The organism is Aquisalimonas asiatica, from assembly GCF_900110585.1.
GTDB lineage: Bacteria > Pseudomonadota > Gammaproteobacteria > Nitrococcales > Aquisalimonadaceae > Aquisalimonas > Aquisalimonas asiatica.
Window position 1 is genome coordinate 525,779 of the sequence record NZ_FOEG01000001.1, and the last position, 21,423, is coordinate 547,201.

Consider the following 21,423-nt stretch of genomic DNA (forward strand, 5'->3'; position numbering starts at 1 on the left):
TTCAGATCCGGCGCGCCTGATCTGCCGCGTTGCCGACGTATCGCGCCGGCGTCAGGGCCTTCAGGGTTTCCCGGGCGTGCTCCGGCAGATCAAGCCCGTCCACGAAGGCCTGCATGCCTGCCGCGTCCACGCGATGCCCACGAGTCAGCGCCTTGAGCTTCTCGTAGGGCTGTTCGATGCCGTAACGGCGCATGACGGTCTGGATGGCTTCGGCGAGCACTTCCCAGTTCGCTTCAAGGTCCTCGGCGATGCGGTCGTGGTTCACGGCAAGCTTGCCCGTGCCCTTGAGCAGCGCCTGGTAAGCGATGAGCGAGTAGGCGATCCCGGTACCGAGATTGCGGAGCACGGTGGAGTCGGTGAGATCACGCTGCCAGCGGGAGATGGGCAGTTTGGCACCGAGGTGGCTGAACACCGCATTGGCCATGCCCAGGTTACCCTCGGCATTCTCGAAATCGATGGGGTTCACCTTGTGGGGCATGGTGGATGAGCCCACTTCGCCAGCCACCAGATTCTGCTTGAAGTAGCCCCAGGCGATGTAGCCCCAGATATCCCGACTGAAGTCGATGAGCACGGTGTTGAGCCGCGCGCAGGCGTCGAACATCTCGGCAATGTAGTCGTGGGGTTCGATCTGCGTGGTGTAGGGGTTCCAGCTCAACCCGAGGTTCTCGACGTAACGCCGTGCAAACGCTTCCCAGTCCACTTCCGGGTAGGTCACCAGGTGGGCGTTGTAGTTGCCCACGGCACCGTTGATCTTGCCCAGCACCGGCACGCCGGCGATCTGCGCGCGCTGACGCTGCAGCCGGTAGGCCACGTTGGCCATCTCCTTGCCGAGGGTGGTGGGAGAGGCGGGCTGGCCATGGGTGCGCGCCAGCATGGCCACGTCTGCATTGGCATGGGCCAGCTCGGATACCGCCGCTTCTACACGGTCGAGCGCCGGCAGCAGCACCTGGGTGCGCGCCGACTCCAGCATGAGCGCGTACGCGAGGTTGTTGATGTCCTCCGAGGTGCAGGCGAAATGCACGAACTCGCTGATCGCCGCCAGCTCAGCGTCTCCGGCGATCGCTTCCTTGATGTAGTACTCCACCGCCTTCACGTCATGATTGGTGGTGGCCTCCAGCGCCTTGACGCGCGCCGCCTGCTCCGGGTCGAAACCGTCCACCAGGGCGTCGAGCCGCGCCGAGGCCGCGCTGGACAGCGCCGGCACTTCGGCAATTGCCGGCTCCGCCGCCAGCGCCTGCAGCCAGCGCACCTCGACGATGAGCCGGTGGCGGATGAGTCCGTATTCGCTGAAGATCGGCTGGAGGGCTTCGGCTTTGGTGCCATACCGCCCATCCACGGGGGACAGGGCAGTGAGTCGGGTGAGTTCCATGCTGGCTCCACTGGGTGGTGAATCTGGCTTCGGGGCCTGGCCGCACGTTGTGCGGCCCTCCGAATGCCGCCGTATTCTACCAGTCTGACCAAAAAGATCACCGTGAGCCTTGGATCATGTCGCCGCTTCGGGCACGATTTACGCCCCCGGGCGTGGTGACGGAATGATCACCTTGGCGCCCTTACACCCAGGCCCCCGGCGCTTGGCGCCGGCATGCCCACGGAGGATCGAGAAATGGCCGAGTACCGCACTGAAAAAGACAGCATGGGCGAACTGCGCGTCCCGGCTGACGCACTGTACGGCGCCCAGACCCAGCGCGCGGTGGACAACTTCCCCGTCAGCGGCATCCCCATGGGACGGCCGTTCATCCGTGCACTGGGCCTGATCAAGGCGACGGCCGCGGAGGTGAATCGCGATCTGGGCCTCATGGACGCCGCGATTGCCGACGCCATCGTCACCGCCGCCCTTGCCGTGGCCGAAGGTGCCCACGACGACCACTTCCCGGTGGATGTCTTCCAGACCGGCTCCGGGACCAGCAGCAACATGAACGCCAACGAGGTGATCGCCCACCTGGCTTCCCGCGATTCGGCGCAGACCGTGCACGCCAATGACCACGTGAACATGGGGCAGAGCAGCAACGACGTGATCCCCACCGCGATTCACGTGAGCGCGGCGCTGGAAACCCAGGAGCGGCTGCTGCCGGCACTGGAGCACCTGGAACAGACCATCGAGAAGCGCGTATCGGAACTCTCCGAAGTCGCCAAGACCGGCCGGACCCACCTCATGGACGCCATGCCGGTCACACTCGGCCAGGAGCTCTCCGGCTGGAGTGCCCAGATTCGCCAGGGGCGCGAGCGCATCAGCGACACGCTGCCCCGCGTGCGGGCGCTGCCACAGGGCGGCACGGCCGTGGGCACGGGCATCAACGCACATCCCGAGTTCGCCGGCCGCTTCGCCAACCGCCTGGCGGACCGGACCGGGCTGGCATTCCGCCCCATGGACAACACGTTCCTGGGCCTGAGCAGTCAGGACACCGCCGTGGAGCTGTCCGGGCAGCTGCGCGCCCTGGCCGTCGCCTACATGAAGATCGCCAATGACCTGCGCTGGATGAACAGCGGCCCGCTGGCAGGGCTGGGCGAGATCGCGCTGCCGGCCCTGCAGCCCGGCTCCAGCATCATGCCCGGCAAGGTCAACCCGGTGGCCCCGGAGTCCGTGGCCATGGTGGCGGCCCAGGTGATGGGCAATGACGGCGCCGTTGCGGTTGCCGGCCAGTCGGGGAACTTCCAGCTCAACGTCATGTTGCCGCTGGTTGCTCACAATGTGCTGCAAAGCATTGAGCTGCTGTCCAATGCCGCCGTGCTGCTGGCGGATAGCGCCATCGACGGGTTCACCGTCAACGAGGAGCGCCTGAACGACGCACTGGCCCGCAACCCGATCCTGGTCACGGCCCTGAACAGCGTCATCGGTTACGAGCTCGGCGCCAAGGTGGCCAAGACCGCCTACGCCGAGGGGCGTTCAGTACTGGACGTGGCCGAGGAAATGACCGACCTGGACCGTGCGGAGCTGGAGCGCATCATGGATCCGCGCGCGCTCACGAAGGGCGGTATTCCAGGCTGAAGCGCGCAAACTGCTGCCCCGGCGCGGTCTCGGTTGCGGCGTCAAGATAGAGCCATTGCAGCCGCAGATCGGCCGGCGGCGTCAGCACCGGCCCTTCCGTGATCGTGCTGTAATGCTCGCCACCCACAATCCGGTGTCGCTGGGTGAGGAAAAGACCATCCAGCGCGCCGGCCCGCATCAAGGCGTGGAGCACGTACGGCCCGGTCACGGAATAGGCCCGCCGGTATCCCATATCGCCGAGAGCCCGCGCAACATCCCCGCCGTCCACGGCATCACCGCTCGACACCCGAATGACCCGGGCACCGTCCTGCTCATGGCGCTGCACCGCCTCGTCGCCGGCCAACGCGCCGGTCAGTACCGTCACGCGGCGCCCTTGCCGGAACAGGGCCTCGGGGAGCTGAAAGTCCAGGGTCGCCGAGAGTACGGCGACGTCGGGCTGACGCGGGTAGCCGTGCCGGACGCGCCACTCCAGGAGGTCGGCAAAGGGCTCTCGTGAACTGAGTGGCAGCACATCCTGCGCCGTACCGAGGCGTAGATCGCGGAGATACCGGCCGCTGGTGATCAACACGTCGGCGCGCGCCGCCAGCTCCTGGAACAGTCGCCAGTCCCTGGCATCGCCGATGCTCTCCGTCACCCCCAGACGACCGGTCTCGGGGTGTGCCAGCGCGATCCGGCCATCCAGGGTGGCGACGAAGTTGCCGTAGATCCAGGGCCCGAACCGGCCCTGATCCGGTAACGGCGCCTCCAGGTAAAGCCGCTGAAGCGGTACCGGGGAGCCGGCGTCGGGGTAGAGCGGATGGACGGGCGCTGGCTGCTCGCCGGTATCAGTCATCGTGAGTTCCATGTGGTGGTTGTGGACGGACGTTGTCATCAGCCCACAGTGAGACGAACTCGAGAGTATGCCGTATGATAAGGCGCCAGTATGATCCCCGGAACAGGGAATGTGTTCGGTGCTGGCGTGCTTCGAGAAGCGAGGTTTGGAGAGGGATGAAGGTCATTCTTGTCGATGATCATCAACTGGTTCGCAGCGGGATCCGCCGGTTGCTTGATGACGCAGAGGATATTGATGTCGTCGGCGAGGCCGCCAGTGGTGAAGACGCGCTCCAGCTCGTGCGTGAACGCCAGCCGGACGTGGTGCTCATGGACGTCAGCATGCCGGGTATTGGCGGCCTGGAAGCGACCCGCAAACTGCTGAGAATATCGCCGGATCTCAAGATCATAGCGCTGACTATTCACGTTGAGGAGCCGTACCCCAGCAGGCTGATGGAAGCCGGGGCCATGGGGTACATCACCAAGGGCTGTGATGAGAAGGAGATCGTCGGCGCCATCCGCTCGGTAGGGCGCGGCGAGCGGTACATCGGCGCCGAGATCGCCCGGCAGATGGCTCTCGCGGGATTCGACGGCAGTCGGGGCAAGGGACTGGACAAGCTGTCCCAGCGCGAGATCCAGGTCATGATGATGGTCACCCAGGGCTACAAGATGCAGGAGATCTCCGACACCCTCTGCCTGAGTCCCAAGACCGTCAGCACCTACCGCTACCGGCTGTACGAAAAGCTCGGCGTGGACACGGACGTGGAGTTGACACACCTGGCCATTCGCCACGGCATGATCGACCAGATGTCCTGACCGCATGCATTGATGACTGATACGCCGTTCTACCCCCAACCACTGGTACGCGCGCTTCCCGAGCAACCGGGTGTCTACCGCATGCTCGACCAGGACGGCGCGGTTATCTACGTGGGCAAGGCACGCAAGCTGCGCCGCCGCGTCGCGAGTTATTTCACGAAATCCGTCAGGAATCCGCGCACACGTGCCATGGTGGCGCAGGTGGCGGACATCAGCTTCACGGTGACCCACACCGAAGCCGAAGCGCTGATCCTCGAGAACAACCTCATCAAGGAGCACAACCCGCGCTACAACGTGCTCCTGCGCGACGACAAGAGTTATCCGTTCATTTTCCTGTCGGCAACGCAGACATTCCCGCGCCTGGGCTTTCACCGTGGCGCACGGCGGCAGGAGGGCCGCTACTTCGGCCCGTTCCCCAGCGCCGGCGCCGTCCGTGAGACCCTCAGCCACCTGCAGAAGGTGTTCCCGGTACGCCAGTGCGAGGACACGTTCTTCGCCAACCGCTCGCGCCCCTGCCTGCAGTACCAGATCAAACGCTGCACGGCACCCTGCGTCGGATACATCTCACCCGAGGAGTATGCGCGGGACGTGGAGCACGCGGTGATGTTCCTGGAGGGCAAGAGCGGCGAAGTCATTGACCGCTTGGTCACACAGATGGAGGCCGCCTCCGAGGCGCTGGATTTCGAGCAGGCCGCCCGGCTCCGGGACCGGATCTCAACGCTGCGTCGCATCCAGGAAAAGCAGGCCATCACCGGCGAGAAGGGTGACCTGGACGTCGTCGCGTGTGTGCAGGAGGAGGGCAGCGTCTGCGTGCAGGTGTTTGTCATCCGCCATGGCCAGAACCTGGGGAACAAGACGTTCTTCCCCAAGGCGCCGGACGAAACGGAACCCGGCGAGGTACTGTCCGCCTTCATCGCCCGCTATTACCTGGGGCGTGAAACACCTCGCGAGCTCCTCGTGAACACCGCGGTCGCCGAGGAGTCACTGCTTGAAGAGGCGCTCTCCCAGGATGCAGGGCACGCCGTGGACATCCGGCACAATGTCCGCTCCGAGCGCCGCCGCTGGGTGGAGATGGCCGTTACCAACGCGCGCACCGCGCTACGCACCCGCGCTGCGCGCCACGCGGGGCAGGGCCGCCGCATGGAGGCACTGCAGCAGGCGCTGGACCTGGACGCGCTTCCCGAGCGCCTGGAATGCTTCGATATCAGCCACACGCGCGGCGAGGCCACCGTCGCATCCTGTGTGGTTTTCGATCGGGAAGGCCCGGTGAAATCCGACTACCGGCGATTCAACATCACGGACATCGAGCCGGGTGATGACTACGCGGCCATGCGTCAGGCACTGGAGCGGCGCTACACCCGCCTCAAGCGAGGCGAGGGGGTGCTGCCGGACCTGCTCATCACTGACGGCGGCCCCGGTCAGGTCAGACAGGCCATGGAGGTGCTGGAGGAGTTGCAGGTGGACGGGGTGCCGATCGTCGGCATCTCCAAGGGGCCGGACCGGCGCCCCGGCGAGGAGAAGCTGTTTGTCGCAGACACCGGCGAAACGGTTATACTGCCCGCGGATTCCGCGGCGCTGCACCTGTTGCAGCAAATCCGGGACGAGGCCCACCGGTTTGCCATTACCGGGCATCGCAACCGGCGCAGCAAGAGCAGGCGCAGCTCAAGCCTGGAAGACATCCCGGGCCTCGGGCCCAAGCGGCGCCAGACGATTCTCAAGCAATTCGGTGGGTTGAAGGCCGTTTCCCGAGCCGGTATTGATGACCTGGCGCGCGTGCCGGGCATCAGTCGGGAACTGGCTCAGCGCATCTATGACACGTTCCACGGTGACCGGAAGGACTGACCCCGTCATGGAGATGAACCTACCCAACAGCCTGACCCTGGCGCGCATCGTCATGATCCCGATCTTCGGGATCATCTTCTTTCTTCCCGTTGAATGGTCCAATCTCGTCGCGGCCATTATTTTCGCGCTCGCCGCGTTCACGGACTGGCTGGACGGCTGGCTGGCACGCCGCCTGGAGCAGACCTCCGCCTTCGGCGCATTCCTGGACCCGGTGGCGGACAAGCTGATGGTCGCGGTGGCGCTGGTGGCGCTCACGGCTGAAAACCCGTCGGCGTTCTTCGCGCTTCCGGCAGCCGTCATCATCGGCCGCGAGATCGCCGTGTCCGCACTGCGGGAGTGGATGGCCGAGCTTGGCAAACGCGCCAACGTCGCGGTCAACGTCATCGGCAAGTTCAAGACCGCTGCACAGATGATCGCCATCCTGCTCCTGATCTACAGCGCGCCGGTTGCGGGCCTGCCCACGACCCTCATCGGCCTGCTGCTGCTTTATGCGGCCGCGGCCCTGACCCTGTGGTCAATGATCGTGTACCTGCGCGCTGCCTGGCTGGTTCTGGAAGGAGAGCCCAGGGAGACCGGCGACAAGGCTTGACAGCCGGCGTCTGGTGGCTAGAATACATCGGCCTCAGCGGGAATAGCTCAGTGGTAGAGCACAACCTTGCCAAGGTTGGGGTCGCGAGTTCGAATCTCGTTTCCCGCTCCAGATTGCGCAACCCCGGCCCCGCGCCGGGGTTTGTTGTTTCAACGGTGTCGATCCGCACCACATCAAGGGCCTTGCGCCCGTGGCGGAGGCTGGGCACCGTGTTAGAATACGCCCCGTCAAGGCTCGGTGGCAGAGTGGTGATGCAGCGGACTGCAAATCCGCGTACGTCGGTTCGATTCCGGCCCGAGCCTCCATCCTTTTGTTCAAGCATCGGCGTGCAGTACTGGGCACCCCGGGCGTAACACCCGATGAACGCAGGCGGGTCCGCGGCCCAGCCCCTGGCGGGAGTGATGGAACTGGTAGACATACAGCACTTAAAATGCTGAGGCGTAAGCCGTGCGGGTTCGAGTCCCGCCTCCCGCACCATCCCATCCAGCGTGATTCCGGCAGCCATGACAGCCAGTCTTCGTGACAAATGGGACGCCCGCTATCGCGCGGCCAGCCCCTCCGACGCGCGCGCGGCGCAGGTTCTTGCGGACAATCTCCATCTCCTGCCGACACATGGACGAGGACTGGATCTTGCGGCGGGCCTTGGCGGCAACGCCTACGTGCTCGCCCGTCAGGGCATCGCAACCGAGGCCTGGGACCTGTCATCGGTGGGCAGCCGCCTGATCGACAGTCACGCCCGCGCCAGTGGCCTGCCGGTGACGCCGCATGTCCGGGACGTGATCGCGGAGCCTCCCGCGCCGGAATCCTTTGACGTCATCGTCGTCTCTGCTTTCCTGCACCGGCCGCTGTGCGGCGCCATTGCAGCCGCGCTGCGCCCTGGCGGGTTGCTGTTCTACCAGACCTATTGCCAGACCCGCGTATCCACCGGTGGGCCCTCCAATCCGGATTTCCTGCTCGCCGACGGGGAATTACTCCAATTATTCAGTGACCTGAAGCCGATTGTTTATCGGGAGGAGGGGACCCTTGGAACCCCGTTCATCGGCTTTCGCGACCGAGCCATGCTGGTTGCCCAACGCCCGTCGGCGTGAGCGAGAGCCAGTTCCGACCCGGCCCTGAGGCCAGGGCTTGTCCCGTCACCGGTTTTTCATCGGCTATTCTGGTGGCAGACTGAACACCGCAGTGCTCTGATGGCGACATAAGGAACAACAAGTCATGTCAGAAACGCGCAGCTCCCTGCACGGTGAATGGTCCAGCGGGATGATCTTCGTGCTCGCGGCCACCGGCTCGGCGGTCGGCCTGGGCAATCTCTGGCGCTTCCCGTATCTGGTGGGGGAAAACGGTGGCGCCGCATTCGTGATCATCTACCTGCTTTGCATCCTGCTGGTGGGCCTGCCCATCATGATTGCCGAGATCACCCTCGGTCGTCGCGGGAAACGCAGCCCCATCAACAGCCTCCGGTCCGTTGCCCTGGAAGAGGGGCGCTCCGCGAACTGGGCGCTGCTGGGCTGGCTCGGCGTCGCCGCAGGCTTCCTGATCCTGTCGTTCTACAGCGTGGTTGGCGGCTGGGCATTGTCCTACGTGCTGCAATCCCTGCTGGGCACCTTCCAGGGAATTACCAGCGATTCCTCGACGCACCTGTTTGAAACCCTGGTGGCAAGCCCGTTCTCGGTTCTGGGATGGCACACGTTGTTCATGCTGCTCCTGTTCGGCATCGTCGCCATGGGCGTGCGCAAGGGGCTTCAGCGTGCGGTGACCATTCTGATGCCGCTACTGTTCGTGCTGCTCATCCTCCTGGTGGGTTACGGCATGGCGGCTTCGGGGGCATTCCAGGAAGCCATGGCATTCATGTTCCAGCCGGACTTCTCGGCAGTGGAAGGGGGCACGGTCCTGACAGCCATGGGCCAGGCATTCTTCACCCTCAGTCTTGGCATGGGTGCCATCATGGTCTATGGCGCGTACCTGCCGAAGCACGAATCCATCCCGCACAGCGCCGGCTGGATCGTGGGCATGGATACGATCACCGCCATCCTGGCGGGGCTGGCGATCTTCCCGATCGTGTTTGCCGTCGGCCTTGAGCCCGGTGAAGGGGCAGGGTTGGTGTTCATCACGCTGCCCATCGTGTTCGGCGAGATTCCGTTCGGCTACCTGCTGGGGCTGCTGTTCTTCGTGCTCCTGTCGGTTGCCGCCATCACATCGGGCATGTCACTGCTGGAGCCGGCCACGTCCTATCTTACCGAGCGCCGGAGGGACGGCAGCCGCCTCAAGGCCGCGGCGATCATTTCGAGCCTGATCTGGCTCCTGGGGGTCGCCTGTGGCCTGTCGCTCAATGCGCTGAGTGGCATCACCGTCCTGCCGGGCATGAACATCTTCGACTCGCTCGAGTACATCTCCAACGACATCATGCTGCCGCTCGGCGGGCTGTTGATCGCCATCTTCGTCGGCTGGCGGATGCGACTCTCCAGCGTCGTGGGCGAGCTCGGCGTCAACGAGAACGGCGCGCTGTTCAAGCTCTGGCTCGTGGTCACGCGATTCGTTGCGCCTGCGGCTGTGATACTCGTGTTCGCGAATGCCACCGGCCTGTTCGAGCTGTTCGGCTAGAGGCGCTATAGGCAATGGTCACTGACCGGAACGGAAGAGGGCGCTTCGGCGCCCTCTTTTTGTGGGCGATCATCGCGGGCGTCGCCGCCTTGGTCGGATGCCTGTCACTGACCGCGGCCCAGGCGCCGGAATGCCGGCCGTCCACGGAAGCCGTGGACGCCATGCCGACTCAAACTCTGGTATTCGGCTCCGAGCAGGAGCACACCATCGACGCCAGGTTAGCGGCCACGGAGTCCCATCGTGCAGCCGGTATGCAGCACTTGTGCCCCGACGTCATTGCGGGGACGCCCATCCTGTTCCTTTTCGATGAACCGGTCACTCCGGCCTTCCACATGAACAACGTTCACGCGGCCCTCGATATCGTGTTCGTCGACTCGGACCACCGCGTTATCGACGTCTCCCGCATGGAACCCGGACAGCGGAGTCTGACGCGACCACCCGGCCCCGTTATCGCAGCACTGGAGATGAAGGCGGGCGCTGCCGCTGCCTACGGGATCGAGCCTGGCGTGCGAGTTGAATGGTAGGCCACCGCAACCTCGTCGGCGCCACCTTGAAATATGCACGGTAATAGCATTGAATGCGTCCAAGTGCTTCGCCCCAACATCCTGTGGCCTTGATCTTCCGTAATGGCGGGGAGGAAGCAGGCGCATGCAGCACCAGCGACAGCAGTCCGGCCGCATCCGTGTTCTGGTGGCAGGAGGGCATCAGCTCCCACGGGAGGGTATCTGCCGGATTCTCGAAGGACAGGAACGTGTCGACGTCATCGCGGAAGCATCACGTTACGCGACCATGGAGGGGCTGGTGGTGACGACCACGCTTGATGTGGTCGTCATGGATATCGGGCTCCCCGGCTGGGATCGAACGTCACTGCCAAAGTCCTCACAGGGATGTGGACGACAGGACAGGCCTGCGTACGTTGTCATGTCAGTGCCTCCGACAATCGAGGCCGTGGCCCGGACGTTGTACAGCGGCGCTACCGGGTTTCTTCTCAAGGACGCCGGGCACAGGGAGCTGGAAGACGGCGTCTATAGCGCCGGCGCCGGAGAGACGTTCATGTGCCCAACCATGCTCCAGGCGATTCTCTCGGAGTTCCTCCGGCACCTGGACCCCGAGAACGACAATGGCCCGCTCCCAGAGCTGGGTAACGTTGATCGTAGTATCCTCAATCGGCTGGAGCAGGGCGACACGGCACCCGCCATTGCGCAGTCATTGGGCGTGCACGATCAGACCGTGATGGAACACCGCCGCCGCATCATGGCTCACCTCGATGTAGAGAACAGTGACGGCTTGCTTCTAGCAGCCCGGAGGACCGGCTTGCTGTCCACCGACGCGATGCCACAACACCCCCGAGACGGCTAGGGGTTTCCCTTGCTGGTTAACACTGATACCTGTCTTCAACCAACCCTTGTACCTTCGCGCTAGCGATGTACCCGTATCGTCCCAGAATCCTGGTCAGGCGCGGCTCCTAGCCTATCGCAGGGCCGTCTCATACATGCCGCAGGCGTTCTGCCTGACGCAAAGGAGTGTGCTGATAGCCATGAACAGCACTCAAACCATTCGTGTGCTTGTTGCCGACGACCACCGCCTAGTCCGTCATGCACTGACGCAATTGATCGAATCGCTGGACGGGCTGCTAGTGGTCGCAGAGGCTGGATCAGGTCATGAGCTTGTGCACGCTGCAAACACCGAGAACCCGGATGTTGCCATCGTCGACGCGGCGATCTATGCACACGGTGATTCGTCGAAATCCGCCTTGCTCCGGGGAACGTCTCCGGACGTGGCGATTATCGTACTATCGAATTATGTCAGCAACGCGTTCATGCACAGGACACTCCAGGCAGGTGCCTGTTGTTTTCTGCACAAGGATGCCGGGATTACGGAGCTGAACCAGGCCATTCACCACGCGGCCAGGGGCAAGCTCTTCACTTATCCTCCCCTGGACGATGCGGCGCCCCCGCTGGAGCCACCGCGGCCGGCAGAGGAGGTCGCGGCTCCATCCACTCACCGAGCTTTGACACACAGACAGAGGGAAGTCCTCCGTCTGGTCGCAAGCGGTTATCGAACCAAGGGCATCGCCGAACAACTTGGCGTGAGTGTCAAGACGGTGGAGACGCATCGAGCCGAAATCATGCGACGTCTCGGCGTCAGCAACATGGTGGGACTGGTCCATGAGGCCATCCGCCTGGGTATGGTCTCGGCACCACCATGATTATTTGTGATCGCATGGGCAAAAACACCTATATCACCTTGAAATAACCCGCCAAAAGTGGCAGTTTTTGTGCGTACCAGGCACAAACTAAGGGAAAACCCCTACATCTAAAGCGCAGGGAACCCTGCCCAAAAGGCAGGTAAAGGGTGGTGCATGCACGACAGCGATGATGATCTATTGCGCCGCGCGCTTGAGGATGCGGAGAGCAAGAACGCGACGCGCATGCTGTTTCTCGCACGTCTCAGCCACGAGGTGCGGACCCCGCTCAACGGAATCCTCGGCTTTGCCGAGCTGCTGGAATCCGACCCGGCAGACACCCTGACCCCCCGACAACGTGAACACGTTCAGCAGATTCGAAAGGGTGGTGCGCAGCTACTGAAACTGGTCAACGATGTCCTCGAACTCGCCCGCTCAGACAGTGGGCAGCTGGCGTTACAGAATACCCCGATCAATCTGCCGCGCCTGCTGCAGGAAGCGGTCACCTTTCTGCAGCCCACCGCAAACCATTCCGATGTGGAACTGAAGGTGCACTGCGACCCGGCAATCGCGATCGTGTCCGGAGACCCGACCCGGTTGCTCCAGGTCCTCAACAACCTGCTGACCAATGCGATCAAGTACACCTGTCCTGGAGGCACCGTCGAACTGTCCGCAGTTTGCCGCGGCCAGGACGACTATGAACTGCGCGTATCGGACACCGGCATCGGCATCCCCCCCGAGAAACAACCCGAGATCTTCGACATGTTCGTGCGTGGCGATAATGGTTGTGCGACAGACCAGAGAGGGTACGGAATTGGTCTTGCTGTCACGAGAGGCCTGGTCGAACAGATGGGTGGCACCATTGCCGTAAAGAGTGCTCCGGGCGAAGGCAGTACTTTCAGCGTACGGCTGCCGTGCGACCATCCTGGAAAGTGAAACATGGCCACTCCGGTGTGAAGGGGAGTGATGCCACCAGGGTCACAGACTGACGCAGCGCCTGACGGGAAGCCCATGGATCAGTACGCTCCGACATCATTTAACATAATCTCTCTTATGCGCAGTACTGGTTGGGGCTCCGGCTGGCTGAGTGGTCTCTGCACGACATGGAATCGGCGCTGAATGGCAAGCAGTCCGTGGGTGGCTTCCTGTGGGTCGATGCATGCCCGTGCGCGGTTTCTCCGGTACCATCACCCGTACTCATTACGCCCCAGACACTCTGTCCGGAGATGCAGCATGCCTCATCCCCAGTTTCCCCAGGACGATGCCATCATCCATCTCAACCACGCCGGGGTCGGTGGCTGGCCGCAGCGCACGGCGGATGCGGTTTCCGACTTCGCACGGGAGAATCTCCATCGCGGATCCGCCAACTACCCTCGCTGGCTGGAAACGGAACAACGGCTTCGCGAGCGGCTGGCCGCACTCATCGGGGCGCCTGACCCGGGGGATGTTGCACTGGTCAAGAACACGTCTGAGGCGCTGTCCTTCGTCGCTTACGGGATTTCCTGGAGCGCTGGCGACGAGGTCATCATCAATCGGTCGGAGTTTCCGTCGAACCGGATCGTCTGGGAATCACTGCGCGATCAGGGTGTGGTGATCCGGGACGTTGATCTCCATGACCCCGACCACCTGTCACCGGAAGATGCGCTGATAGCCGCCATGAACTCGCGCACCCGCCTCGTGTCGGTCAGCGCGGTACAGTACGGCAGCGGGCTACGCATGGATCTGGAACGCCTGTCGGCTGCATGCCGGGATCGGGACGTGCTGTTCTGTGTGGACGCAATTCAACAACTTGGCGCACTCCGGTTCGACCTGAGCAGCGTCGACGCGGATTTCGTGGTCGCCGATGGTCACAAGTGGCTGCTCGGTCCCGAGGGGCTTGGGCTGTTCTACTGCCGCCCCTCGATCCGGGACTCACTCAAACTGACCCAGTACGGCTGGCACATGGTCGAGGATGCCGGTAACTACGACACGGTCGACTGGGAGCCGGCCCGGTCCGCGCGACGTTTCGAGTGCGGCAGTCCGAACCTCATGGCCGTCCACGGGCTGGAAGCCAGTCTTGCCGTGTTGCAGGACGACGCGGGCATGGACGCAGTGGAGTCCGGGGTGCTGGCATGTACCGAGTATCTCGCCGAACGCATCGCCGACAGCGGACGCCTGGAGGTGATCAGTAACCGGGCACCGGCACGACGCTCGGGGATCCTGGTGTTCCGGTCGCCACAAGCAGACAACACCGCACTGTACCGCGCGCTCATGGCCGAGGGCATTCTCTGTGCCGCTCGCGGCGGCGGCGTCCGGTTCTCCCCACACTTCTACCTGTCCACAAGCCAGCTGGAACACGCGGTGAGCCGGGCGGAAGCCCTTGCCGGAACCTTGTAGCATTACGCCGTAACTTGCCGCGTCTGCGGGAAAATTACAGGACAGCGCCCCGCAGGGGCGGCTCCGCCGAGGGGAACAGCCTATAGAAGTTGGAGGTGGTGTACTCCGCGACGTTGTGGAGATGCTCACCACGGACCTCGGCCAGGCACTCGGCCACCTCCCGCACCCAGGCGGGCTGATTCTGTTTCCCCCGGTGCGGGACAGGGGCCAGGTAGGGGCAGTCGGTCTCGACCAGCAGCGATTCCGCCGGGAGTTGCTGCGCGACCTCGCGAAGCGCATTGGCCTGATGAAACGTCAGAATCCCGGACAACGACAGGTAGAACCCGAGATCCAGGTAGCGGTGAGCCGCGGCCTTGTCGTCAGTGAAACAGTGGATGATCCCCCCGACCTCGTCGGCGCCCTCTTCTTTCAGGATGCGCGCGGTATCCTCGGGAGCACCCCGGGAGTGGATGATCACGGGTTTGCCGGCGATGCGTGCCGCACGGATCTGACGCCGGAAGCGCTCGTGCTGCCAGCCGCGGTCGCCTTCCCCGGCACATAGGTAATCCAGCCCCGTTTCCCCGATCGCAAGCACCTGGGGATGGTCGGCCATGGCCGCGAGCGACTCCGGATCCACTTCCCGGAGGTCCTTTCCACAGGGGTGCACACCGACGGATGTGGATACCTGGGGGTAACGTTCCGCAAGCGCCAGCAGGTCCTGCACACTGTCCAGATCCACGCTGACGGTCAGAAAATGACCAATCCCCTTGGCGTGGGCTTCGTCCAGGTAGGGCCGCGGGTGATCCGCGTCGGCGTCGAGCATATGCAGGTGACAATGGGAATCAACGAGCGGCAGCGACGCCATGAAAACTCCTTTATTTGAGACGGGTTACGAAAAAAACCTGAGAGGTCAGATCGTATGGGTCGGACGCTCTGACTCCAGGGCTCCGGCGAGGTAGGTTTCGATCTTTGTGCGGGCCGGGCCACCGTCCTTCTCACTGAACTGAAGTCCGACCCCGGCCGTGCGGTTGCCCTGGGCGCCCTGAGGGGTGATCCAGATCACCTTGCCGACCACCGGGAGCTTCTCCGACTCCTCCATCAGGCTGAGTAGCATGAAGACCTCGTCACCAAGGCGGTAGGTGTTCGACGTCGGAACAAAGAGTCCGCCATTGCGAACGTGCGGCATGTAGGCTGCATACAGGGCGTGCTTGTCCTTGATGGTCAAGGACAGTATCCCTTGCCGCCCTCCTTTCGACTGCGTCGCATCAGCCATGTGCGTTCTCCTTTGCGCAAACCTGACCCCAACGGATGAACAGCCGCTCCAGCACCAGCTGATGGTTCAACGGATGATCCGTGAGCCCCCGCTGTTCCATGACCTCATCCAGATAACCGTGCAGCTCATGGGAGTCTAGCGATGCAGGCAACTGATTCAGTCGACTGATTCGCGCTTCGACGCCGGTGGACTGCACCCGGACCAGATCCATGATGACGGCCAACAGCAGCTGCGTCACCCGGTCCACATCATCCTTGCCCCAACGGGAGGCCACTTCAACCGGGCTGAGCCGGCCTTCGGCAATCCCGCACATCTGCTCCAGCAGCGTCTGCAACACCTCCGCACCACCTTGCTCATGCAGCGCCTGCGCCGCGAGCGGAGCATTGCCGACGACACCGAGCAGCCTGACCGCTTCGCCCCGCCCGTTTCTCGCCAGCCACTCGCTCGCAACGGCATGGGAGGGCGCCGCGATCGTTATCACCTGGCAACGACTGCGGATGGTGGCGGGGAGCTGCGCGGGTCGATGGGCAACGAGGATCAGCGTGGTGTGCTCGGGCGGCTCCTCAAGCGTCTTCAGCAGACTGTTGGCGGCGTTGGTATTCATGCTCTCGGCCGGAGCGATAATGCCGACGCGCTCCCCACCCAGCTGGCTCTTCATGCCGAGCACGCGGCTCAATTCCCGTACGGCATCCACCTTGATGACACGGCTCCCCTCCTCCGGCTCGAGCACGTGGTAATCCGGATGACTGCCCGCCGCGGTGAGCTGACAACCCTGGCAGTTGCCACACGGCAACCCATCGGCAGTCGGGCTGGTACACAGGAGCATGCGACCGACACGCCGGGCCAGCTCCCGCTTGCCCAACCCTTCCGCACCGATCAGCAACAGCGCGTGGGGCAGGCGTCCGCCGTTCATGCGCCGCCGCAGGGATGCCCATGCGACGCTCTGCCAGGGGTATAGCGCGTGATCCTGCTCGCTCATTGCTCAGTTGCCCGCCACAAGCCAGTGATCAAGAATGTGCCGTAACGCTCTGGCAACGCTGTCCGGATCCTGTGACGCATCCACGACCTTCATCCGCCCGGGATCAGCCGCAGCGCGCTCCAGGTAACTCTGGCGCACCTGTTCAAAGAAAGTGTCCTGTTCCTGCTCGAAACGATCGGGTGCACTGCGCTCACCTGCCCGCCCACGACCAACGCTCACGGGCAGATCAAGGACTAGCGTCAGATCCGGACGCAACTCACCCTGCACCCACTGCTCCAGCGCCCCGATGCGCTCGTATCCAAGTGCTCGCGCCGCTCCCTGATAGGCATAGGTCGCGTCGGTGAACCGATCGCAGAGGACGCACTCACCGCGCTCGAGCGCCGGGAGAATGACCTTGTTGATGTGCTCGGCCCGGGCGGCGAACATCAACAGAGCCTCGGTCTCCGGGCACATGGCGTCATCGGCGTGATCGAGCAGAATGCGACGGATCGATTCACCAACCTCGGTCCCGCCGGGTTCACGTGTCACCAGAGGAACCATCGCCAGATCCCGGACGTGGCTGGCAATCGTATCCATCGCAGTGGTCTTGCCGGCGCCTTCGACACCCTCAAGGGTAATGAACAGGCCTCTGGTCGCGCCCATCAGTCATCGTCTCCCTGGCCGAGGATATAGCGTCGCACGGCGCTGTTGTGCTCCTCCAGGGTGTCCGAAAACACGTGGGTTCCGTCGCCGCGGGAGACGAAGTACATGGACGTGCCCGGCTCCGGATTCACCGACGCGCGCAGGGCGGCGCGCCCCGGCATGGCGATTGGGGTCGGCGGCAGGCCGTGACGGGTGTAGGTGTTGTAAGGTGTGTCGGTACGCAGGTCCCGGGTCCGGATGCGCCCGTCGTAGTCATCGCCCATGCCATAGATCACGGTCGGATCGGTCTGCAGCCGCATGCCGTCCTGAAGGCGCCGCACAAAGACGCCGGCGATTTCGCCCCGCTCCTCCGGAGCACCGGTCTCGCGCTCGATGATCGAAGCCAGGATCAGCGCCTCGTAGGCGGACTCCAGCGGCAGCCCCTCGACCCGCTCCTCCCAGACGGATTCCAGCTCGCGCTGCATGGCGCGATGGGCGCGGCGAAGCAGCTCCACGTCCGTGGTGCCACGCGTGTAATTGTAGGTTTCCGGCAGGAACCATCCCTCGGGGTGCTCCTGGTCCGGACTGCCGACGACGGCCATGACCTCACTGTCGTCCGGATCATCCAGGGTGTCGAGAATCCTGGGATCAGCCTGCATGGCCGCCAGAAGCTGCCGAAACGTCCATCCTTCGACGATGGTAAAGCGGTACTGAACGACATCGCCGCGGGCGATCCGGTGCAGCAACTGGGGCGGCGTCATGCCTGCCGGCAGGCGGTACTCGCCGCTCTGGAGGCGTTGCGCCTTACCCGAGAGCCGCGCATACAGCCGGAAGTAGAGCGGCCGCTCCATCTGAAAATCGTCCTCCAGCTTCCGCTGCAGGCTGCGCACGCTGCTGCCGGATGCGATCTCCACCGTTTTCGCTTCGCTCTCTTCATGAAGCGGGGTCTGCTGCCAGTTGTGGTAGTCGATGGCCAACCCCACGGCGATAACCAGAGCGACAACCAGCGCGGCACCCGCGATGCCGACAATGCGTCGAATCATGCTCTCCCGTTCCTCTGCTCGTCCCGGCCAGCCGGAGTGCAGGCCAGCGCTTCCCTATCCAGCCAGTGCAGCAGTCTGCGCGAGACCGGCCCGACCCGCCAGTGGCCGACCCCGTCAATCCGCCGCACGGGCCAGACGCCATTGACGCTGTTGCACACGAAAACCTCCGTGGCCTCCTGCAACGTCTCCAGCGTGACTTCACCCTCGGTGGCCGGCGCACCGTCTGCCGCCAGCTTGTCCATGATGGCCTCTCGCATGACGCCGGCGATGCCACACTCGTCGAGCCGCGGCGTCACCACGCAACCACCGTGCACGACGAACAGATTGCTCATTGTCCCTTCAATGAATCTACCGCCCTCATCACACATCAGACCTTCCGCCACGCCGGCGCCCTGCCACTGTGCACGCGCCAGCGTCTGTTCCAGCCGGTTGAGGTGCTTGATGCCGGCGAGATGCGGCTGCCGGGCGAGCGGAACGGTCACCAGGCAGGCGGTGATGCCATCAGACCAGTGAGAGGCGGGATGTTGCGGCGCCGGGTGTCGGCTGACAATACGCCGCGGCGTGACTGGATCGGGTCGGGCATACCCCCTGCCACCCGACCCGGCAGTCCAGACAACCTTGACCACTCCGCAACCGGGCCCGGCCGTCGCCAGCCGGGTTACGTCGGCAGTGATGCGCTCAAGATCGGGGGCCGGGAGAGACAGCGCCTCCGCGCCGCGGACGAGTCGCGCCAGATGCCGCTCCAGGAGGCAGGGACGACCGGACACGATGGCGATGGTCTCGAAGAGACCATCGCCAAACTGTAATCCGCGATCATCGACCGGCAGATGATCACAAGGTGCACCATCCACCAGATACATGAGGCCCGCTCACTCAGGCTTGCGGAACAGCACCGTGCCGTTCGTGCCGCCAAACCCAAAGGAGTTGGAGATGGCAACGTTGATGGACTGCTCCCGCGCCGTGTGGGGAACGTAGTCCAGATCACACTCGTCCGCCGGATTGTCCAGGTTGATTGTCGGCGGCAGCGTGCTGTCACGCATTGCCAGCAGGGTGAATACGGCCTCGACCCCGCCGGCCGCACCAAGCAGGTGGCCGGTCATCGACTTCGTGGAACTGACCGCCAGCTTCTGGGCGTGATCACCGAACGTGCGCTTGATCGCCTTTGTCTCGGCGACATCGCCAACCATGGTCGACGTGCCGTGCGCATTGATGTAATCCACCTCGTCGGCGTTGACGCCGGCATCACGCAGCGCTGCATTCATGCACCGGGCCGCACCCTCGCCGCCTTCCGAGGGCTGGGTCATGTGGTAGGCATCCCCACTCATGCCATAGCCCGCCAGTTCGGCGTAGATGGTGGCCCCACGCTTGCGCGCGTGCTCGTACTCTTCCAGCACCACGACACCGGCGCCGTCGCTGAGCACGAACCCGTCACGGTCGGTATCCCACGGACGACTGGCCGCCTCGGGATCGTCGTTGCGACTGGAGAGCGCCTTGGCCGCCGAAAAGCCGCCAAGACCGGTTGGCGTGGTGGAGAACTCCGCCCCACCGGCGACCATGACGTCCGCGTCACCGTACGCAATCATCCGGCCTGCTTCGCCGATGTTGTGCGTGCCCGTGGTGCAGGCGGTGACGATGGAGATGTTCGGCCCCTTCATACCGTGAATGATCGACAGGTGCCCTGCGATCATGTTGATGATGGCTCCGGGAATGAAGAAGGGGGAGAGTTTCCTGGGGCCACCATCGAGATAGGCTTTGTGGCCGTTCTCGATCCAGTTGATACCGCCGATACCCGAACCGATTGCCACGCCGATCCGCTCGGCATTGCTCTCGGTCACATCGAGCCCGGCATCATCAAGTGCCTGGTTCGCAGCCGCGATCCCGTAATGGATGAATGGATCCATCTTGCGGGCATCCTTCGGGTTGATGTGTTCCTTGGCATCAAACCCCTGAATGGTACCCCCGAACCGGGTTGCAAACTGCTCGGTGTCAAAGCGATCAATGGGACGAATCCCGCTGCGACCGGCGCAGATGTTGTCCCAGGCTTCGCTGATGTTGTTGCCGACCGGAGAGACAATGCCGAGCCCGGTCACAACCACCCGCCGTTTATTCAAGGCCATATCCTCGCTTCCTTTAGAAACGCGTGAAGGGTGACGGTTACCCGACACCCTTCACGAGCCTGCCGACATGCATGGTGCCGGAGAGCGTTAGCTGCCCAGATGATTCTGGACGTAGTCGATCGCCTGCTGGACGGTCGTGATCTTCTCGGCCTCTTCATCGGGAATCTCGCATTCGAATTCCTCTTCCAGGGCCATCACGAGCTCGACGGTGTCGAGGGAATCGGCACCAAGATCGTCAACGAAAGACGCCTCCGAGGTGACTTCCTCTTCTTTAACCCCGAGCTGCTCGACAACGATCTTTTTGACGCGCTCTTCGATACTGCTCATAAACCCTTACTCCCGATTATGGCCGGTCCAGTTATGGCTGCCGGCGTATTCTATGCAATGCGGCCTTCTGTTACCACAGCGTATGACCTTTCGTCAGACCACCGGGGCCGTCGAAAAGGCCAGCTTTTGCCTATCAGCCCATGTACATGCCGCCATTCACGTGCAGCGTCTGCCCGGTGATGTACTCGGCGGCATCCGAGGCCAGAAAAGCAACACTTGAGGCGATATGCTCCGGGCGGCCTAATGTGCCCAACGGGATCTGCTTCGTCAAATCATCCCGCTGCTCGTCGGCCAGTGCCCGGGTCATATCCGTGTCGATGAACCCCGGAGCCACGGCATTGACCGTAATCCCCCGGGCACCGACCTCACGCGCGAGCGAGCGCGTGAAACCCTGAATCCCTGCCTTGGCCGCGGCGTAGTTCGCCTGGCCGGCATTGCCCATGGACCCAACCACGGACGATACATTGATGATGCGCCCCCAGCGCGCCTTCATCATGCCACGCAGACACGCCTTCGACACCCGATAGACGGAGCTCAGGTTCGTGTCGATGATGTCGTCCCACTCGTCGTCCTTCATCCGCATCATCAGGTTGTCCCGCGTGATGCCGGCATTGTTGACGACGATGGTCGGGGTGCCATGGTCTTTCGTGATCGCGGCGAGCACCTCATTGACGCTCTCCGGGCTGGTGACGTTGAGCACCATGCCGGTACCGGTGGCACCTGCTTCCTGGAGATAGGCGCTGATGGCATCGGCCCCCTTGTCCGAGGTCGCGGTACCGATCACCGTGTGTCCCGCAGCGGCGAGGCTTTCGGCAATGGCCCGGCCAATGCCTCGGCTGGCCCCCGTGACGAGAGCGATGCGTGCTTCGTTGGTCATGACTG

At 63.6% G+C, this 21,423-nt stretch carries 22 protein-coding genes and 3 tRNA genes; 14 read left to right on the forward strand and 11 right to left on the reverse strand.

Features of this window, described 5'->3' with window-relative positions; translation table 11 throughout:
* Position 1: 1 nt before the first annotated feature.
* Entirely contained in the window at positions 2 to 1,369 is a 1,368-nt protein-coding gene (purB, locus tag BMZ02_RS02505; RefSeq protein WP_091639642.1) for an adenylosuccinate lyase, read from the reverse strand.
* Between the two features lie 234 nt (positions 1,370 to 1,603).
* On the opposite strand from purB, the gene BMZ02_RS02510 reads away from it, so the two are divergent.
* On the forward strand, positions 1,604 to 2,986 hold the full coding sequence (locus BMZ02_RS02510; protein ID WP_091639643.1) for a class II fumarate hydratase: 1,383 nt from the start codon (positions 1,604 to 1,606) through the stop codon (positions 2,984 to 2,986).
* Here the strand turns inward: BMZ02_RS02510 and BMZ02_RS02515 are convergent.
* Positions 2,961 to 3,818 (reverse strand): RibD family protein, encoded by an 858-nt coding sequence (locus BMZ02_RS02515; protein ID WP_171909778.1) that lies wholly within the window; start codon positions 3,816 to 3,818, stop codon positions 2,961 to 2,963. The genes BMZ02_RS02510 and BMZ02_RS02515 overlap by 26 nt on opposite strands.
* A gap of 155 nt (positions 3,819 to 3,973) precedes the next feature.
* On the opposite strand from BMZ02_RS02515, the gene uvrY reads away from it, so the two are divergent.
* From uvrY to BMZ02_RS02580, 13 genes are all read left to right on the forward strand, one after another.
* A complete protein-coding gene (uvrY, locus tag BMZ02_RS02520; protein WP_091639646.1) occupies positions 3,974 to 4,612 on the forward strand; it encodes a UvrY/SirA/GacA family response regulator transcription factor in 639 nt (212 codons plus the stop codon).
* A gap of 12 nt (positions 4,613 to 4,624) precedes the next feature.
* Positions 4,625 to 6,454 carry an excinuclease ABC subunit UvrC gene (gene uvrC / locus BMZ02_RS02525; protein ID WP_091639648.1) on the forward strand — a complete coding sequence of 610 codons (1,830 nt, stop codon included), beginning with the start codon at positions 4,625 to 4,627 and terminating at the stop codon, positions 6,452 to 6,454.
* 7 nt (positions 6,455 to 6,461) lie between these two features.
* On the forward strand, positions 6,462 to 7,043 hold the full coding sequence (pgsA, locus tag BMZ02_RS02530) for a CDP-diacylglycerol--glycerol-3-phosphate 3-phosphatidyltransferase (RefSeq protein WP_091639650.1): 582 nt from the start codon (positions 6,462 to 6,464) through the stop codon (positions 7,041 to 7,043).
* A gap of 36 nt (positions 7,044 to 7,079) precedes the next feature.
* A tRNA-Gly gene (locus tag BMZ02_RS02535) sits at positions 7,080 to 7,154 on the forward strand.
* Positions 7,155 to 7,274: 120 nt separating this feature from the next.
* Positions 7,275 to 7,348 (forward strand) — tRNA-Cys (locus BMZ02_RS02540).
* Between the two features lie 87 nt (positions 7,349 to 7,435).
* A tRNA-Leu gene (locus tag BMZ02_RS02545) sits at positions 7,436 to 7,520 on the forward strand.
* A gap of 11 nt (positions 7,521 to 7,531) precedes the next feature.
* A complete protein-coding gene (locus BMZ02_RS02550) occupies positions 7,532 to 8,131 on the forward strand; it encodes a class I SAM-dependent methyltransferase (RefSeq protein ID WP_245753911.1) in 600 nt (199 codons plus the stop codon).
* Positions 8,132 to 8,255: 124 nt separating this feature from the next.
* Positions 8,256 to 9,641, forward strand: coding sequence for a sodium-dependent transporter (locus BMZ02_RS02555; RefSeq protein WP_091639654.1), 1,386 nt, complete (start codon positions 8,256 to 8,258; stop codon positions 9,639 to 9,641).
* Between the two features lie 14 nt (positions 9,642 to 9,655).
* Positions 9,656 to 10,165, forward strand: a complete 510-nt coding sequence (locus BMZ02_RS02560; RefSeq protein WP_091639656.1) for a DUF192 domain-containing protein — start codon at positions 9,656 to 9,658, stop codon at positions 10,163 to 10,165.
* A 124-nt stretch (positions 10,166 to 10,289) separates the two neighbouring features.
* The gene (locus tag BMZ02_RS02565; protein ID WP_091639658.1) at positions 10,290 to 11,000 is read left to right on the forward strand and encodes a response regulator; all 711 of its coding nucleotides are present in this window, start codon (positions 10,290 to 10,292) and stop codon (positions 10,998 to 11,000) included.
* Positions 11,001 to 11,178: 178 nt separating this feature from the next.
* Positions 11,179 to 11,850 carry a LuxR C-terminal-related transcriptional regulator gene (locus BMZ02_RS02570; protein WP_171909779.1) on the forward strand — a complete coding sequence of 224 codons (672 nt, stop codon included), beginning with the start codon at positions 11,179 to 11,181 and terminating at the stop codon, positions 11,848 to 11,850.
* A gap of 153 nt (positions 11,851 to 12,003) precedes the next feature.
* Positions 12,004 to 12,762, forward strand: coding sequence for a sensor histidine kinase (locus BMZ02_RS02575; RefSeq protein ID WP_091639661.1), 759 nt, complete (start codon positions 12,004 to 12,006; stop codon positions 12,760 to 12,762).
* A gap of 297 nt (positions 12,763 to 13,059) precedes the next feature.
* Positions 13,060 to 14,202, forward strand: a complete 1,143-nt coding sequence (locus BMZ02_RS02580) for an aminotransferase class V-fold PLP-dependent enzyme (protein WP_091639663.1) — start codon at positions 13,060 to 13,062, stop codon at positions 14,200 to 14,202.
* Between the two features lie 34 nt (positions 14,203 to 14,236).
* Here the strand turns inward: BMZ02_RS02580 and BMZ02_RS02585 are convergent, their stop codons facing one another.
* The 9 genes from BMZ02_RS02585 to fabG form a co-directional block, all read right to left on the reverse strand.
* A complete protein-coding gene (locus BMZ02_RS02585; protein WP_091639665.1) occupies positions 14,237 to 15,046 on the reverse strand; it encodes a TatD family hydrolase in 810 nt (269 codons plus the stop codon).
* Positions 15,047 to 15,091: 45 nt separating this feature from the next.
* Positions 15,092 to 15,454: a PilZ domain-containing protein gene (locus BMZ02_RS02590; RefSeq protein ID WP_091639666.1), complete on the reverse strand. Its 363-nt coding sequence runs from the start codon at positions 15,452 to 15,454 to the stop codon at positions 15,092 to 15,094.
* The gene (locus tag BMZ02_RS02595; protein WP_091639668.1) at positions 15,447 to 16,433 is read right to left on the reverse strand and encodes a DNA polymerase III subunit delta'; all 987 of its coding nucleotides are present in this window, start codon (positions 16,431 to 16,433) and stop codon (positions 15,447 to 15,449) included. The genes BMZ02_RS02590 and BMZ02_RS02595 overlap by 8 nt, the downstream gene beginning before the upstream one ends.
* Positions 16,434 to 16,436: 3 nt before the next feature.
* Positions 16,437 to 17,075: a dTMP kinase gene (gene tmk, locus BMZ02_RS02600; protein ID WP_091639669.1), complete on the reverse strand. Its 639-nt coding sequence runs from the start codon at positions 17,073 to 17,075 to the stop codon at positions 16,437 to 16,439.
* Positions 17,075 to 18,097: an endolytic transglycosylase MltG gene (gene mltG, locus BMZ02_RS02605; RefSeq protein WP_091639672.1), complete on the reverse strand. Its 1,023-nt coding sequence runs from the start codon at positions 18,095 to 18,097 to the stop codon at positions 17,075 to 17,077. Before mltG ends, tmk begins: the two co-directional genes overlap by 1 nt.
* Complete coding sequence (gene pabC / locus BMZ02_RS02610; protein ID WP_091639674.1) at positions 18,094 to 18,957, reverse strand: aminodeoxychorismate lyase; 864 nt, start codon at positions 18,955 to 18,957, stop codon at positions 18,094 to 18,096. Before pabC ends, mltG begins: the two co-directional genes overlap by 4 nt.
* 9 nt (positions 18,958 to 18,966) lie before the next feature.
* The gene (fabF, locus tag BMZ02_RS02615) at positions 18,967 to 20,208 is read right to left on the reverse strand and encodes a beta-ketoacyl-ACP synthase II (RefSeq protein ID WP_091640376.1); all 1,242 of its coding nucleotides are present in this window, start codon (positions 20,206 to 20,208) and stop codon (positions 18,967 to 18,969) included.
* A gap of 93 nt (positions 20,209 to 20,301) precedes the next feature.
* Positions 20,302 to 20,541 (reverse strand): acyl carrier protein, encoded by a 240-nt coding sequence (acpP, locus tag BMZ02_RS02620; protein WP_091639675.1) that lies wholly within the window; start codon positions 20,539 to 20,541, stop codon positions 20,302 to 20,304.
* Between the two features lie 133 nt (positions 20,542 to 20,674).
* Positions 20,675 to 21,418 (reverse strand): 3-oxoacyl-ACP reductase FabG, encoded by a 744-nt coding sequence (gene fabG, locus BMZ02_RS02625; protein WP_091639677.1) that lies wholly within the window; start codon positions 21,416 to 21,418, stop codon positions 20,675 to 20,677.
* Positions 21,419 to 21,423 lie beyond the last annotated feature (5 nt).